10 protein-coding genes are annotated in these 15,418 nt (G+C 72.9%); 1 reads left to right on the forward strand and 9 read right to left on the reverse strand.

The window, feature by feature from the left end; translation table 11 throughout:
* Window positions 1-24: 24 nt before the first annotated feature.
* A complete protein-coding gene (gene gltB, locus HNR25_RS02160; RefSeq protein ID WP_184632998.1) occupies window positions 25-4,590 on the reverse strand; it encodes a glutamate synthase large subunit in 4,566 nt (1,521 codons plus the stop codon).
* A gap of 659 nt (window positions 4,591-5,249) precedes the next feature.
* Here gltB and HNR25_RS02165 point away from each other — a divergent pair.
* On the forward strand, window positions 5,250-6,962 hold the full coding sequence (locus tag HNR25_RS02165; protein WP_184633000.1) for a bis-aminopropyl spermidine synthase family protein: 1,713 nt from the start codon (window positions 5,250-5,252) through the stop codon (window positions 6,960-6,962).
* 80 nt (window positions 6,963-7,042) lie between these two features.
* Here the strand turns inward: HNR25_RS02165 and HNR25_RS02170 are convergent, their stop codons facing one another.
* The 8 genes from HNR25_RS02170 to trpC form a co-directional block, all read right to left on the reverse strand.
* Complete coding sequence (locus tag HNR25_RS02170) at window positions 7,043-7,957, reverse strand: hypothetical protein (protein WP_184633002.1); 915 nt, start codon at window positions 7,955-7,957, stop codon at window positions 7,043-7,045.
* A gap of 206 nt (window positions 7,958-8,163) precedes the next feature.
* Window positions 8,164-9,228 carry a hypothetical protein gene (locus HNR25_RS02175; RefSeq protein ID WP_246463502.1) on the reverse strand — a complete coding sequence of 355 codons (1,065 nt, stop codon included), beginning with the start codon at window positions 9,226-9,228 and terminating at the stop codon, window positions 8,164-8,166.
* A gap of 4 nt (window positions 9,229-9,232) precedes the next feature.
* On the reverse strand, window positions 9,233-10,312 hold the full coding sequence (gene lgt / locus HNR25_RS02180) for a prolipoprotein diacylglyceryl transferase (RefSeq protein ID WP_184633006.1): 1,080 nt from the start codon (window positions 10,310-10,312) through the stop codon (window positions 9,233-9,235).
* Window positions 10,313-10,332: 20 nt separating this feature from the next.
* A complete protein-coding gene (locus tag HNR25_RS02185) occupies window positions 10,333-11,346 on the reverse strand; it encodes a DsbA family protein (protein WP_184633008.1) in 1,014 nt (337 codons plus the stop codon).
* A 90-nt stretch (window positions 11,347-11,436) separates the two neighbouring features.
* Window positions 11,437-11,964, reverse strand: a complete 528-nt coding sequence (locus HNR25_RS02190; protein ID WP_184633011.1) for a MauE/DoxX family redox-associated membrane protein — start codon at window positions 11,962-11,964, stop codon at window positions 11,437-11,439.
* 273 nt (window positions 11,965-12,237) lie between these two features.
* Entirely contained in the window at window positions 12,238-13,056 is an 819-nt protein-coding gene (trpA, locus tag HNR25_RS02195) for a tryptophan synthase subunit alpha (protein ID WP_184633013.1), read from the reverse strand.
* A gap of 65 nt (window positions 13,057-13,121) precedes the next feature.
* Complete coding sequence (gene trpB, locus HNR25_RS02200; protein WP_184633015.1) at window positions 13,122-14,360, reverse strand: tryptophan synthase subunit beta; 1,239 nt, start codon at window positions 14,358-14,360, stop codon at window positions 13,122-13,124.
* Window positions 14,361-14,563: 203 nt separating this feature from the next.
* Window positions 14,564-15,370, reverse strand: coding sequence for an indole-3-glycerol phosphate synthase TrpC (gene trpC, locus HNR25_RS02205; RefSeq protein WP_184638705.1), 807 nt, complete (start codon window positions 15,368-15,370; stop codon window positions 14,564-14,566).
* Window positions 15,371-15,418 lie beyond the last annotated feature (48 nt).

Below are 15,418 nucleotides of genomic sequence, written 5' to 3' on the forward strand. Positions count from 1 at the left end.
CTCCTTTCGTGTCCGGCCGACGGTTCAGGACTGCGCTGCGGCCATGATGGCCTCGCCGACGTCGCGGCCCGCGCGCTCGGCCTCGGCCCGGGCCGCCAGGACCCGCTTGAAGTCGCGCGGCATGACCTTGCCGAACCGGGTGACGGCGTTGTCGAAGTCGGCCAGCAGTTCTCCGGCGACACTCGAACCGGTGGCCTCGCGGTGGCGGTCGAGGATGTCGCGCAGGAACGCGCGGTCGTCGTCGTCCAGCGGGTCGAGATCGACCATCCCGCCGTTGACCCGCTCGGGGTCGAGGTCCAGGACGTAGGCGATGCCGCCGGACATGCCCGCGGCGAAGTTGCGCCCGGTCGTGCCCAGGACGACGGCGCGCCCGCCGGTCATGTACTCGCACCCGTGGTCGCCCACGCCCTCGGCGACGGCCACGGCTCCGGAGTTGCGTACGCAGAACCGTTCGCCCACGACGCCGCGCAGGAACACCTCGCCGGAGGTCGCCCCGTAGCCGATGACGTTGCCGGCGATGATGTGCCGCTCGGGCGCGTACGGCACGTCCTCGGTCGGGCGGACCGTGATCCGGCCGCCCGAGAGCCCCTTGCCGACGTAGTCGTTGGCGTCGCCCACCAGCCGCAGCGTGACGCCCCGCGGCACGAACGCGCCGAAGGACTGGCCGGCCGAGCCGGTGAAGGTGATGTCGACGGTGTCGTCGGGCAGGCCCTCGGCGCCGTAGCGCTGGGTGATCTCGTGGCCCAGCATCGTGCCGACCGTGCGGTTGACGTTGCGCACCGGCAGGTCCAGCTTCAGCGGCTCACCCAGCTCCAGCGCACCCTCGGCCAGCTGGATCAGCGTGTTGTCCAGCGCCTTCTCCAGCCCGTGGTCCTGGCCGCGCACCCGGTGGCGGTGGTCGCCCGGCGCCTCCCCGACGTCCTGCAGCACCGGTGCGAGGTCCAGCCCGGAGGCCTTCCAGTGGTCCACGGCCTCAGCGGTGTCCAGCAGGTCGACGGCCCCCACGGCCTCGTCCAGGCTGCGGAAGCCCAGCGCGGCCAGGTACTCGCGGACCTCCTGGGCGATGAACTCGAAGAAGTTCACGACGAAGTCGGCCTGGCCGGAGTAGCGCTTGCGCAGCTCCGGGTTCTGGGTGGCCACGCCCACCGGGCAGGTGTCCAGGTGGCACACGCGCATCATCACGCAGCCCGAGACCACCAGCGGAGCGGTGGCGAAGCCGTACTCCTCGGCGCCCAGCAGCGCGGCCACGACCACGTCGCGCCCGGTCTTCATCTGCCCGTCGGCCTGCACGGAGATGCGGTCGCGCAGTCCGTTGCGCAGCAGGGTCTGCTGGGTCTCGGCCAGGCCGAGCTCCCACGGCGTGCCCGCGTGCTTGAGCGAGGTCAGCGGCGAGGCGCCGGTGCCGCCGTCGTGGCCGGAGATCAGCACGACGTCGGCGTGGGCCTTGGACACGCCCGCGGCCACGGTACCCACCCCGGCCTCGGAGACCAGCTTCACGTGCACCCGCGCCTGCGGGTTGGCGTTCTTCAGGTCGTGGATGAGCTGGGCCAGGTCCTCGATGGAGTAGATGTCGTGGTGGGGCGGCGGCGAGATCAGGCCCACACCGGGCGTGGAGTGCCGGGTGTCGGCGATCCACGGGTAGACCTTGTGGCCGGGCAGCTGCCCGCCCTCGCCGGGCTTGGCGCCCTGGGCCATCTTGATCTGGATGTCGTCGGAGTTGGTGAGGTAGTGCGAGGTGACGCCGAACCGCCCCGACGCGACCTGCTTGATGGCGCTGCGGCGGAGGTCGCCGTTGTCGTCGGGCGTGAAGCGGTTCGGGTCCTCGCCGCCTTCGCCGGTGTTGGACTTGCCCCCGAGGCGGTTCATCGCCACGGCGAGGGTCTCGTGGGCCTCGGCGGAGATGGAGCCGTAGGACATGGCACCGGTGGAGAAGCGCTTGACGATCTCGGAAGCCGGCTCGACCTCCTCGATCGGCACCGGCTCGCGGACCCCCTCCTTGAGGCGGAACAGCCCGCGCAGCGTCATCAGCTCGCCGGCCTGGTCGTCGATCTTGGAGGTGTACTCCTTGAAGATCTCGTAGCGGCGCGTGCGGGTGGCGTGCTGCAGCTTGAAGACGGTCTCGGGGCTGAACAGATGCGGCTCGCCCTCGCGCCGCCACTGGTATTCGCCGCCGATGGCCAGCCGCCGGTGGTCGGCGGGGTTGGCGGAGTAGGCGACGGCGTGGCGCGCGGCGACCTCTTCGGCCAGCACGTCGAAGCCGACGCCGCCCAGCGGCGAGGAGGTGCCGGCGAAGCACCGGTCGACGACCTCCGGGCCCAGGCCCAGCGCCTCGAAGATCTGGGCGCCGGTGTAGGAGCTGACCGTGGACACGCCCATCTTGGACATGATCTTCAGGACGCCCTTGCCGAAGGCCTTGACGGTGTTGGCCACGGCGTCCTCGGCGCTGATGCCGCCGACGACCCCGCGCTCGACCATGTCGCGCACCGTGGCCAGGGTCATGTAAGGCGCGACCGCCGAGGCGCCGTAGCCCAGCAGCAGGGCGATGTGGTGGCACTCGCGGGCGTCGCCGGACTCGACCACCAGGCCGACCTCGGTCCGGGTCTTCTCGCGCACCAGGTGGTGGTGGACGGCGCCGGTGAGCAGGAGGGAGGGGATCGGCGCCCGCTCGGGGCCGGCTCCGCGGTCGGAGAGTACGACGATGTGCGCGCCCTCGGCGATGGCCGCCGAGACCTCGGCGCAGAGTTCGTCCAGGCGCCGCGACAGTGCCGCCCCGCCGCCGGCGACCTCGTAGGTGCCGTTGGCGACGAAGGCGGCGAACGCCGGGTCGCCGTCCTCGGCGGTGCCGGCGCGCACGATCGCGGCCAGACCCGCCTCGTCGACGACCGGGGTGGGCGCCACGATCCGGCGGCAGTCCTCCGGGTCGGGCGAGAGCACGTTCTCCTCGGCGCCCAGCGCGGTGTGCAGGCTGGTGACCAGCTCTTCGCGGATGGCGTCCAGCGGCGGGTTGGTGACCTGCGCGAAGCCCTGCGAGAAGTAGTCGAACAGCTGGCGCGACCGGGACGACAGCGCCGCGACCGGGGTGTCGGTGCCCATGGAGCCGATCGGCTCGGCGCCGGTGCCGGCCATCGGCTGCAGGATCATGCGCAGCTCTTCCTCGGTGTAGCCGAATACCTGCTGCTGGCGCAGGAGGTCCTCGACCGGCTCGGCCTCGCCCGGCTCCAGGTCCGACAGCTGCACCACACCGCGCTCGAGCCACTCGGCGTAGGGGTGCTCGGCCGCGAGCTCGCCCTTGATCTCCTCGTCCTCGATGATGCGGCCCTGCTCGGTGTCGACCACGAAGATGCGGCCGGGCTGCAGCCGCCCCTTGCGGACGATGCGGGAGGGCTCGGCGTCGAGCACGCCGGCCTCGCTGGCCAGAACGACGACGCCGTCGTCGGTGACCCAGTAGCGGCCGGGGCGCAGGCCGTTGCGGTCCAGGACCGCGCCGATGAGGGAGCCGTCGGTGAAGGACACCGATGCGGGGCCGTCCCAGGGCTCCATCAGCATGGAGTGGAACTCGTAGAAGGCCCGCACCTGCGGGTCCATCTCGGTGTGGTTCTCCCAGGGTTCGGGGATCATCATCAGCACGGCGTGGGGCAGGGAGCGCCCGCCCAGGTGCAGCAGCTCCAGGGCGGCGTCGAAGGAGGCCGTGTCGGAGTCGTCGGGGGCGACGACGGGGCACACGCGCGCGATGTCGCCCGGCAGCAGGTCGCTGGCCAGCGTGGCCTCGCGGGCCCGCATCATGTTGCGGTTGCCCTTGACGGTGTTGATCTCGCCGTTGTGGGCGATGTAGCGGAAGGGGTGGGCCAGCGGCCACGACGGGAAGGTGTTGGTGGAGAACCGCGAGTGCACCAGGGCCAGTCCGCTGGCGTAGCGCCGGTCGGACAGGTCGGGGTAGAAGGGCTCCAGCTGGGGCGTGGTGAGCATGCCCTTGTAGGTGATCGTCCGCGGGGACAGGCTCGGGAAGTACACGCCCGTCTCGTGCTGGACGCGCTTGCGCAGGCAGTAGGCGTAGCGCTCCAGGTCGATGCCGCCCAGGCCGTCGGCGGCGGTGCCCTCCTGCCCGGCTACGAACAGCTGGGCGAAGTGCGGCATGGAGGCGCGGGCCGCGGGGCCGCAGAAGTCCGAGTCGACCGGGACGTCGCGCCAGCCCAGGACGCGCAGGCTCTCCTCGCCGGCGACGGCCTCGATGGTGGCGACGGCCGCGGAGCGCTCGTCGGCGTCGGCGGGCAGGAACGCGATACCGGTCGCGTAGCGGCCGGCCTGGGGCAGTTCGAAGCCGCAGACCTCGCGGTAGAGGGCGTCGGGCACCTGGGTACTGATCCCCGCGCCGTCGCCGTCCTCGGGATCGGCGCCGGCGGCGCCCCGGTGGTCGAGGTTGCGCAGTACCGTCAGCGCCTTCTCGACGATGTCGTGGCTGCGACGGCCGGAGAGGTCGGCCACGAATCCGACACCGCAGGCGTCATGCTCGTAGGCGGTGTCGTACAGGCCCTCACGGGTGGAGTCGGCGTCGGTCCGGGCGGACGAACGCTGCACCTGGCCAGCAGGCATCTACCCTCCTGTCGTCGTACGTATGGGCTTCGGGAAAGCGCATCCGGGACGACGTTGGCCCTGCTGCGTCAGCATGCGAAGGCGGCTCTGCCCGGAACCGGTCCCACAGCCGCGGGCGCCGGGCGCCCAGCTGCGTCACGTCCTCGTGTCGACCGGTGTCGGCCCAGGTCAGTGGCCGCACTCGTCAGTAGTGGTTGTACAAGGGTCCAGCCCCGAAACGGAATCGGAGGTCTAGACCGGGATACGGCCTCGGTGCGGCGGGATCGGACCCGCGGGCCCGGCCGCCGCGGGAAGGTCGGCGTCGACCCGCCCTTCGGGGCTAGCCGTGGTTCTTTCCAAGCGACACAACCCCGCAAACATCTCTTTCGCCCCGATCTCCACAGAGCGCGGCAAAGCGGAACGCATGAACCGTACACCGCCCCCGTGCGGCACTGAGCGCCGGGGGCGGATTCGTGTCACACACAGCGTACCCGCAGGCAACACGGGTGACATAAAGCGGCGGTGAGAAAAGGGCTGCGACTCGCGCCACATTCGCTCCGCGGATACGGGTCCGCCGGCACCGGATACGGGCCCGGGCCGCCGGCCCGGGACGGTCGGCAGCGGGCGGATCGGAGCCGCTGCGGGCGCACGCGGCGCGGCGGGTACGCGATCATCGGGGGATGAACGACCGCACCGGCGACGGCTCCGCTCCCCACGGCCCCGCCGATCCGCCCCCGGCCCTGACCGACCTCCTCGCGGGCCACGGCGTCGGCGCCGCGCGGCTGCACCGGGTACTCGCCGCGCTCGCCGACGGGGACTGGTGGTCGCCGCGGGAGCTGGCGCGCCGCACCGCCGTGGCCCACCGCGCGGTGCAGTCCGTGCTCGACGCCCTGACCGGCGAGGTCTGCTGGGACGGCGCGGGTGCTCGGGTGCGGCTCCTGCGGCCCGACGACTACGGCTCGTTCCACCGCCCGGAAACCGCCGACCCCGTCGCCCACCTGCTGGACGGCTACGGCGAGACCGCCGCCGAACTGCGCCGCCTGGTCGACGAGGCCCCCGCGCCCCGCACCGACCTGGACCACGTCGCCGCCACCGCCGAAACCGCGCTGCGCCGCGGACTGCTGCTCGCCAGCCGCTTCACGCTGGAGGGCGCGCAGCTGCTGTGCGTGGGCGACCACGACCTGACCTCGCTGGCGGCCACCCTGGTCGCCCCGGGGCTGCAGGCCGCCGTGGTCGACGTCGACGAGCGGATGCTGGCCTACATCGACGACGCCGCCCGCCGCCTGGACCTTGCGGTCCACTGCTACTTCGGCGACCTGCGGCTGGGCTTGCCCGACGCCGTGCGCGGCCGCGCCGATCTGGCCTTCACCGACCCGCCCTACACCCCCGAAGGCGTCGAGCTGTTCGTGCGCCGCGGCCTGGACGGGCTCGCCGATCCGCAGCACGGACGCGTGCTGCTGGCCTACGGCGCCAGCGAGACCACCCCGGCGCTGACGGCCAAGACCCAGTCGCGGCTGAGCGCGCTGGGGCTCGCCACCGAGGCGTTGTGGCCCGACTTCAACCGCTACCTGGGCGCCGAGGCGATCGGCGCGGCCAGCGACATGTACGTGCTGCGGCCGACCGGCCGCACCCCCGCGGCGGGACGCGGATCGGGGCGCACGGCACGGGTCTACAGCCGCGGCGCCAATGCGGCCGAGGCCCGGGGAGCGCTGGAGGAGTCGCACGCGCGCGCCGTCCTGCAGCGCGCCGGGGCCGAGACCGCCGTGGGCGAGTGGCCGCGCGCCGCTCTGGAACCGGCGCCGGGCGCCGACGGCGGCGCCGAGAGTCCCGCGCCGCACCGCGTGCGGCTGGACACCTGGCTGGAGAGCCCTGCCGACGCCGGGCGCGCGGCGCTGAACCTCACCGGCGGTTGGGAGGAGCTGCTGGGGCGGGCGCTGCTGGCCGCGCCCGGCCCCGAGGCGGCCGCCGTGGTGCCCGCGTCCCACACCGCGGTCCGCGACCGGGCGGGCCAGCGCGCGCTGGCCCGCCTCCTGGCCCCGCGCTTCCGGGTGCGCTTCCTGAGCGGAACCCCGGCACCGCGGCTGACGACGGTGCGGGCCGTGGAGAACGCGCAGGGCGCCGACTGGGCCGACGAGCTGCTCCTGTACTGCCAGCGCCGCCCCCACGGCCGACTCGCCGCCACGCTGCGCGCCGGGCTGGTGCGGGTTTCGAGCGCCGCCGGGGATCCGGTCAACAAGCGCACGGCCCGCCAGGAGGTCGCCGCGGCCGTGCCCTGGCTCAGCGGACACACGCTGCTCGACCTGCCGGAGCACCGCATGCCCCGCCTGCGCGCCGCGGTCGCCGACCTCGCCGCCCGGACGGTCACCGCCCCGTATCCCCCGCAGGGGGACTGAGCGGCTGCCGGGTATCCCGCGGCGCGCCGTGCGCCGACAGGTACCCGGCCGTCCCCCGGTCGAGGGCCGCCGGGACGCCGTCAGGCTCCCGGCACGGCCTCCTCCTGGTTCCCCTGGTTCCCCTGGTTCTCCTGGTTCTCCTGGTTCTCCTGGTTCTCCATGAAATTCTCCAGCTGGACCTCGCGGCTGTAGAGCGGGTCGCGGAAGTTGTTCAGCGCGATCAGCGGCGAGACCAGGCTCACGCGTTCGGCGGGGTCCTCGGAACCGAGCGGCTGCACCCACACGACGCTCAGGTAGTGGCCGCTGACGGTGGCCTCCGCGGCGCTGTACCCGCCGCCCAGAGCCGAGAAGGGATCCTCCTCGACGGCGGGCACGGTCATGAACCCGGACGGCTCGGCGTCGGCCTCCTTGGGCGGCTGCAGCGCCGTGGCCACCGACTGGGCGGCCTCGGCGTCGCGCAGGTTGAACATCACGGCCGCGCCGACGTAGTCGTCGGAGGTGTAGCCGGCCTGCGCCGCCTGGGTGCAGTCGGCGTCGGCCAGAGCGGTGCGCACCCCCTCGCCCCACACGGCCGAGGCGCAGTCCTCGCTCAGCGACGACGTCTGCAGACCGAAGGTGATGCCCTGGCTGGAACTGTCGATCTGCTCGGCGTCGCCGCCGAACAGCTCGCGCTCGCTGAGGGGGCGGGAGTCGACCTCGCGGGTCGACAGCACCTCGCTGCCCGAATCGTGGATCTGGAAGGCGGCGGGAACCGGGTTCTCCGGCGCGTCCGGGCCCCCGGTGGCGAACTGCAGGACGAGCACGACGACCAGGGCTACGACGGCCGCCCCGAGGGCGCCGAGCAGCAGGCGCAGCATTCTGCCGCCGCCGGGCGCTTTGGCGCGGGCGCCCTTGCGCCGGCGGCGGGCTCCCTTGCGGCGGACGGGAGGCGCGGCCAGACCCTCGATGGAGTCGGCTTCGTCGGGTTTCCTCCGCCGACCGGGGACACCGGACACGGACGACTTAGAAGACACCAGAACCTCTCGGACGGTCGCGGGGGCTGTGTTCTCATTCAGCGGGGGTGACGGCGACGCCGCATGCGCCCGTGCCGCCGGTGCGCAAATCCTAGCTTGCGGCGGCGACCGCCCGGCGCCCGCCGCCCGCGCACAGCGGCGCTCCCGCTCCCGCCTCCGCCGCGCCCGTACGGCGCCCCGCGGGTGAGCTACTTCTGCTCGGCCTCGCCGACCTGCCGGTAGACCCAGGTGGAGGCGTTCATCGCCGCGACGTTCACCGTGGAGAGGGTGTCGTCGTCGCCGGGCTCGGCACCGTCGGTGCGCGCCACCCAGTACACCGCGAGGTAGTGTCCCATGACCTGTGCGGTGGCCTGGCTGTAGTCCTTGTGCAGCCCGTCGACGCCGTCCTTCTGCGGCAGCAGGAACCCGGGGGCCGTGGAGGGCTCCCCGGGGTCGAGCGCCTCGGCCACCGACCCCGCCGAATCCTGCGAGGACAGGTCGAACAGGGTGAACTGCGCGATGTACTCCTCGCCGGAGTCCAGGAAGACGGCGCTGGCGGCCGATGTGCACTCGGCCTCGACCAGCGACTCGGCGGCGGCCTCGCCCCAGACCATGGACGTGCAGGTGTCGGTCGTCTCGGTCTGGTCGCGGATCAGCTTCTGGCCGTCCAGCTCCAGCTCCTCGGTGTCGGATCCGAAGAGCTCGTCCTCGGGGATCGGCCCGGCGCCGTCGGGCCGATCGGCGATGGGCTCGAACGCGTCGTCCTCGGGCTGGGACTGGTACAACTCGGGCACCAGGGTGGAGTGCCCCTCGGGCGGGGCGACGATGGCGCTGCTGCCGGTGGTACCGGTCCCGGCGACCGTGGCGTTGGCCAGTTGGTACGTCAGTACGCTCAGCAGCGCCACCAGGGCGACCACACACAGCGCCAGCAGGCCGGCCAGGGCCTTGGTGCCGTAGGCGCGGGTGCTCTGCTCGGCGAGGCCGTAGACGACCTGGGCAGGCCGATCGCCGAGCACGCTCACCCGGCGCAGCGCCGACGCGGAGAACTTGGATACGGGATCGACCGGGGCGCCCGGCCGGCCTCCGCGGCGGGCCTGGGACGCTCCGGTGCGCCGCCCGCGGCCTGGGGCCCCGGCGCCGCGCTGCGCTCCGGTTTCGGCATCGGAACCGCTGTCGCGGACGCCGCCGGCTTCGTCGGACTCCCGGGGTGCACGGTTGGGCGCGTCCGGGCGCGCACGCCGTCGGCCCCGTCCGGTTCGGTCGGAATTGCTCACGTGGTCATCCATCCTCGGACGACGCGGGGTCGGTGCCCCGGGGTCGCCCGGCTATGCCTGTCTCCTGGTCCGCGGACCCCGCTCCGCTGTCGCCGGACTCGGCGCCTCCGCTGTCCTGGGAGGTGGCGGGATCGGTATCGAAGACCTCGGTCCCGACGTCGTGGCCCACGGGGACCACCCGGCTGGAGAAGGCGTCCAGCCGCCGTCCGGCCCACACGAAGTAAGCGAGCGCGGCGGCGAACACCAGCACGGAGGTCCAGTTGTTCAGCCGCAGGCCCAGGATCTCGTTCGCGGGATCGACTCGCAGGTACTCGATCCAGAACCGACCCACACAATAGCCCATGATGTAAACCGCGAAGAGCCTCCCGCCGTCGAGGCGGTCGCCATAACGCCTGCCCAGCCAGGCGATCAGCACCGCGAGTGCGAGGCACCACAGTGACTCGTAGAGGAAGGTCGGGTGGTAGGTGCTGTAGTACTCCGTCGCGTTTCCGGGCAGCGGCTGCATACCGGGGCGGGGCGCACCTTCGGCGTTGTAGGTGTAATCCAGGGAGATGTGCACGGCCCACGGGAGGTCGGTGGGCTTGCCGAACAGCTCCTGGTTGAAGTAGTTGCCCCAGCGGCCCAGTGCCTGGGCGAGCGGAACGGCGGGGGCGATGGCGAACGACAGCTTGGACAGCGACAGGCCGCGCCGCCGGGCGACCCACCACACGCCCAGCGCCCCCAGCGGGATCGCGCCCCAGATGCCCAGACCGCCGTTGGTGATGTAGAGGGCTTCGACCGGGTTGCGTCCGGGGCCGAAGTACAGCTGGTAGTCGCTGACGACGTGGTAGATGCGGCCGCCGAGGAGCCCCAGCAGTACCGCGGGCACCGCGAGGTCGATGACGGTGCCCTTCTCGCCGCCCATCGCGGCCCACCTGCGCTCGGCCCAGAACACGGCGGCGAAGACGCCCGCGAGGATGCACAGCGCGTAGAAGTGGATGGTGACGGGTCCGAGCGAGATCGAGCTCACGTCGGGGCTGGGGAATGCGGCGAGGGCGCGGCCGGTCGCGGCCGCGCCCTCGGGGGCGATCAGCGGATTGGTCATCGCTCGGATCTGTCCTTGGGTCAGGGTGACACTTCTGGCTCAGGCGAGGCGCCGGCGTCGCCCGTACCCGCGGCGAGCGCTTCGGTGCTCACCTCGCCGGGGCCGGCCTGCTCGACGGCGTCGCGGACGCCGTCGCCGGAGAATGCGGCGTCGCCCATCTTCTCGCCGTTGACGTAGACCGAGGGTGTACCGGCGAACGCGTTCGCTCCGGCAGAGTACCTGTCCTTCACCGCCCCCGTGGCATCGATGACCTCCCGGACGTAGGTGTCCTCGAGGAAGGACCCGTCCACGCCGTTGTCGCCGCCCCATTCGATCAGACCGGCCACGCCCATCTCCTGGATCTCGGACTCGCTCAGCCGGTCCTGGGCCGCCGAGCGCAGCCGGGGCATGTAGTCGTCGGTGAAGGTCGCCGCGACCTCGCTTTCGTCTTCGACGCGCTGCGCGAAGGCGGGGTCGTCGATGCCGGCGTCCTCGCCCCACTGCTTGAGCTCCTCGACCGCGAAGCCCTCCGACCCCTCGGCGGGCTGGTTCTCGAACAGCAGGTCGTTGAACTGGACGAAGCCGCCGTGGTCGGCGGCCGCGCGGGCGGCGGCCGCGCCGCGCAGCGAGTTGGCGCTCAGCGGCGCTTGGGACTGGGCGAAGATGCTGACCGGCCGGTAATGCACGATCGCGTCGCCTTCGGCGGCCAGTTGCTGCAGTGTGGGGCCGCTGGCGTTCTCGAACTGCTCGCAGGCCGGACACTGGAAGTCGGCGTAGACCTCGACGACCGGGGCCTGGACGTCCTGGCCGGCGAGCACGACGCTGCCGTCCTCCTGCAATTCCTGCGCGGGCAGGTCCTCGTAGCGGTCGGCGAACTCCTGCTCCTGCTCCTGCTGTTGGGAGAACAGGAGGTAGCCGCCGCCCACCACGACCAGCACCACGGCCAGTGCGGCGCCGGCCACGCCGAGCATCCTGGTGCGCGCCGCCCGCTTCTTCTCCCTCTCCCGTTCCTGCCTGAGTCGCTCGCGGGACGCCTCCCGTGCAGCCTTGCCCATCAGCCGATCACCGTGATCCGTCGTGTCGTGTCGATTCGTCCGCCCGGCCCGGGCGGCGGGCCCGCGGGTCCCCGCCGCTCGGCGCCGTGTTCAGCGGTAGAGGCCGAACAGCCGGTCCAGCGCCAGCGGCGAGCGCGGCAGCACCGCGATGAACGCCGCCAGCGCCAGGAAGCCGAGGTCGCGCGCGATGTCGAGCCCGTAGCTCGTTTCGCCCTGGGAGACCTGGCCGCCGGTTCCGAAGCACCCGCAGTCGATGGCGAGGCCGCGCGCCCATGCCGAGGCGATCCCCGCGATGAACACGATCATCAGCAGGCCCGTGGCCGCGCCGGCGTAACGCGTGGCCAGTCCCAGAACCAGCAGCAGCGCGAAGGCGATCTCCAGCAGCGGCAGCGTGAAGCCGATGAACTCGGCGACCCCCGCCGGGAAGAGCTGGTATGCCTCGACGGACTGCACCGACAGAGCCGGCGGCAGCTTGCTCACCGCCGCCCACGCCAGCACGCCGGCCAGGACGAGGCGCGCGAGCAGGGTGAGCCAGGGCTGGGCCGCCGCCCAGCGGCGGTGCGCAGCCGACGGCTCGGTCGGCTCGGTCGGGGTCGCCGAACGGTCTGTGGTGTCCAAAGAGGGGTCCCGGGGAGGCGCGCGGTCACGTCGGTCAGGGCACCGGAACCGGTGCACCCTGCGGATACTACTCCAGGTGAATGCAGTGTAACCCGCAGCCTCGGTATTCCTCCGCTTCGGGAGGCCACCGCCCGGCGTCCTCGACGAACTGTAGCGGCGCCGGACCCGGCCGCCGGGCCCTCGGACGTCGTCCGGGGCCGAGTCTCACGGAACTCTTACCGTTCTTACCCGCAGCTCACCGGTGCGCGGGGCGCGCACCGGCGAGCTGCGGGTTCACACCCGACCGTCCCGCGCGCCCAGGGCCAGATCCTCGGCGAACGAGCGCACGGCACTGATACCGGTCTCCAGGTCGGGGGCGTCCAGCACCCGCTGGCAGAATCCGGCTCCGGCGATGACGCCGTCGGCGTAGGAGGCCACCTCGGCGGCCTGGGAGCGGTTGGAGATGCCCAGGCCCACGCATACCGGCAGCCCGCCGTCGCCGATGGCGTCGCGGGTGCGCGCGACCAGTCTCTCGGCGGTGCCCGAAACCTGGGCCCGGGTACCGGTGACGCCCATCAGCGAAGCGGCGTAGACGAACCCGCGCGAGGCCTGTGTCGCCAGCCGAAGCCGCCGGTCGGAGGAGGACGGCGCGACCAGGAAGATGCGGTCCAGCCCGGACGCGTCGGTGGCGGCGAACCAGTCGCCGGCCTCCTCGGGGATGAGGTCGGGGGTGATCACCCCGGATCCGCCGGCGGCGGCCAGGTCGGCGCAGAACCGGTCCGGCCCGTAGCGCTCGACGGGGTTCCAGTACGTCATCACCAGGGCCGCGGCGCCGGTGGCGGCGGTCGCCTCCACGACCCGCAGCACGTCGGGCGGTGTGGTTCCCGCAGCCAGCGCGGTGTCGGCGGCCCGCTGGATGGTGGGCCCGTCCATGGTGGGGTCGGAGTAGGGCAGGCCGACCTCGACGACGTCGCAGCCGCCTTCCACCATCGCCTCGACGACCTTGATCGAGGAGTCCGGGTCGGGGAAGCCGGCCGGGAGGTAGCCGATGAGGGCGGCCCGCCCGTCGGCCTTCGCGCGGGCCAGCGCGGTCTGCAGTGCGGTCCGGCTCATCGTCTCTCGCCCTCGCTCGTCTCGCCCATCGGGCTGTGCGCCCGCGCTGTCGCCCGCCGGCACGCTCACGCCGTCTCCCCTCCGCCGTCGACGAGCCCGAAATAGCTCGCCGCGGTGTCGACGTCCTTGTCCCCGCGCCCGGAGAGGTTGACCACGATTACGCCCTCGGGCCCCAGTTCGGCGCCGAGCTCGCGCACACCGGCCAGCGCGTGGGCGCTCTCGATCGCGGGAATGATGCCCTCGGTACGGCTCAGCAGCCGGAACGCCTCCATGGCCTGGGCGTCGGTGACGGCCCGGTAGGTGACACGGCCGCTGTCGGCCAGCCAGGCGTGCTCGGGTCCCACCGCCGGGTAGTCCAGGCCGGCCGAGATCGAGTGGCTGGGCAGCGTCTGGCCGTAGGTGTCCTGCAGCACGTAGGTGCGCGCGCCGTGGAAGACGCCGGGGGCGCCGCCGGAGATCGCGGCGGCGTGGCGGTCGGTGGACACGCCCTCGCCCCCGGCCTCGAAACCGTAGAGGCCGACACCGGTGTCGGGGACGAAGGCGGCGAACGCGCCCATCGCGTTGGACCCGCCGCCCACGCAGGCCGCCACCGCGTCGGGCAGCCGGCCGGTGAGGTCGAGCACCTGGGAGCGGGCCTCGTCGCCGATGACGTAGTGCAGGTCGCGCACCAGCGCCGGGAACGGGTGGGGGCCGGCTACCGTGCCGAAGAGGTAGTGGGTGGTCTCGACGTTGGCGACCCAGTCGCGGAACGCTTCGTTGATGGCGTCCTTGAGGGTGCGGCTGCCCACGGACACGGGCACGACCTCGGCGCCCAGCAACCGCATGCGGGCGACGTTGAGGGCCTGGCGGCGGGTGTCCTCCTCGCCCATGTAGATGACGCAGTCCAGCCCCATCAGGGCGCAGGCGGTGGCGGTGGCCACGCCGTGCTGACCGGCTCCGGTCTCGGCGATCACCCGGGGTTTGCCCATGCGCTTGGTCAGCAGCGCCTGGCCGAGCACGTTGTTGATCTTGTGGGATCCGGTGTGGTTGAGGTCTTCGCGCTTGAGCAGCACGCGGGCGCCGCCGCAGTGCTCGGCGAAGCGCGTGGCCTCGGTCAGCAGGCTGGGGCGGCCGGTGTAGTCGCGCAGCAAGGCGTCCAGCTCGGTGCGGAATCCCGGGTCGTTCTTGGCTTTCTCCCACTCCTCGGCCACCTGGTCGAGGGCGGCGACCAGCGCCTCAGGGCTGAAGCGGCCGCCGTAGGGGCCGTAGTGGCCGCCTGCGTCGGGGACTTCGGCGCGGTCGGGATCCGGTGTCGCGGGTGGCATGCGGTTCATCTCCATGTCGGCGCGCGGGGCGCGCCCTCGGCGATCGGAAGGCCGGCACGGTGCGGGGCGGATGCGCCCGGGACCGCCGGCCGGCCGGAGGTCGGCGCGGCAGCGGGGGCCGTCGCGCCGCTGCGCGAGGGCCCCCTAGAGCCATCGTCCGGCGGGGCGGCACCGCCGGGGCGCGATCGCCGGGCCGTCCACCGTCAGCCCCGGTCCCGCAGGGCGGGGTGGGCGCCCGCCGTGACCAGGTCGGCGACGGCGTCGCGGGGGTGGCCGCCGCTGACGAGGCTCTCGCCGACCAGTACCGCATCGGCACCGTGGCCCGCGTAGGCGAGCAGGTCGTGGGGCCCGCGCACGCCGGACTCGGCGACACGGACGCGGTCGGCGGGCACCAGCGGCGCCAAACGGGCGAAGGTGTCCCGGTCGACCTCAAGGGTTTTGAGGTTGCGGGCGTTGATCCCGACCACGGTGGCGCCGGCCGCGAGCGCGCGGCCGACCTCGTCTTCGGTGTGCACTTCCACCAGCGGGGTCAGGCCCAGCGAATGCGCCCGCTCGACGAGGGAGACCAGGGCCTGCTGCTCCAGCGCCGCCACGATCAGCAGCACGGCGTCGGCGCCGTGCACGCGCGCCTCCCACAGCTGGTAGGAGCTCACGATGAAGTCTTTGCGCAGCACCGCGGTGGACACCGACGCACGCACCGCATCGAGGTCGTCGAGACTGCCGCCGAAGCGGCGCCGCTCGGTGAGGACGCTGACGACGGCCGCGCCGCCGTCCGCGTAGTCGCGGGCGAGGGCGGCGGGGTCGGTGATGGCGGCCAGGGCGCCCTTGGACGGGCTGGAGCGCTTGACCTCGGCGATGACCTGTACACCGGGGCGGCGCAGCGCAGCGGCCGCGTCCCGGGGCCAGGGCGCGGATTCGGCCGCCTTCTGGAGCCGCTCCAGGGGTGCGGCCGCCTGCCGATCGGCGAGATCGGCCCGCACTCCCTCGACAATCTCGTCGAGCACGCTCACGTGGGACTGCCCCCTCATTCAACCGGTGTGTGGACCTGGACCGTCCCC

The organism is Streptomonospora salina, from assembly GCF_014204715.1.
Lineage (GTDB): Bacteria > Actinomycetota > Actinomycetes > Streptosporangiales > Streptosporangiaceae > Streptomonospora > Streptomonospora salina.

Excerpts from the sequence above, each read along its gene's own strand:
- trpA (WP_184633013.1), bottom strand. The coding sequence starts at position 13,056 with ATGAGCCGGACCGCACTGCAGACCGCGCTGGCCCGCGCGAAGGCCGAC.
- gltB (WP_184632998.1), bottom strand. The coding sequence starts at position 4,590 with ATGCCTGCTGGCCAGGTGCAGCGTTCGTCCGCCCGGACCGACGCCGAC.
- HNR25_RS02165 (WP_184633000.1), top strand. The coding sequence starts at position 5,250 with ATGAACGACCGCACCGGCGACGGCTCCGCTCCCCACGGCCCCGCCGAT.
- trpB (WP_184633015.1), bottom strand. The coding sequence starts at position 14,360 with ATGCCACCCGCGACACCGGATCCCGACCGCGCCGAAGTCCCCGACGCA.
- HNR25_RS02185 (WP_184633008.1), bottom strand. The coding sequence starts at position 11,346 with ATGGGCAAGGCTGCACGGGAGGCGTCCCGCGAGCGACTCAGGCAGGAA.
- lgt (WP_184633006.1), bottom strand. The coding sequence starts at position 10,312 with ATGACCAATCCGCTGATCGCCCCCGAGGGCGCGGCCGCGACCGGCCGC.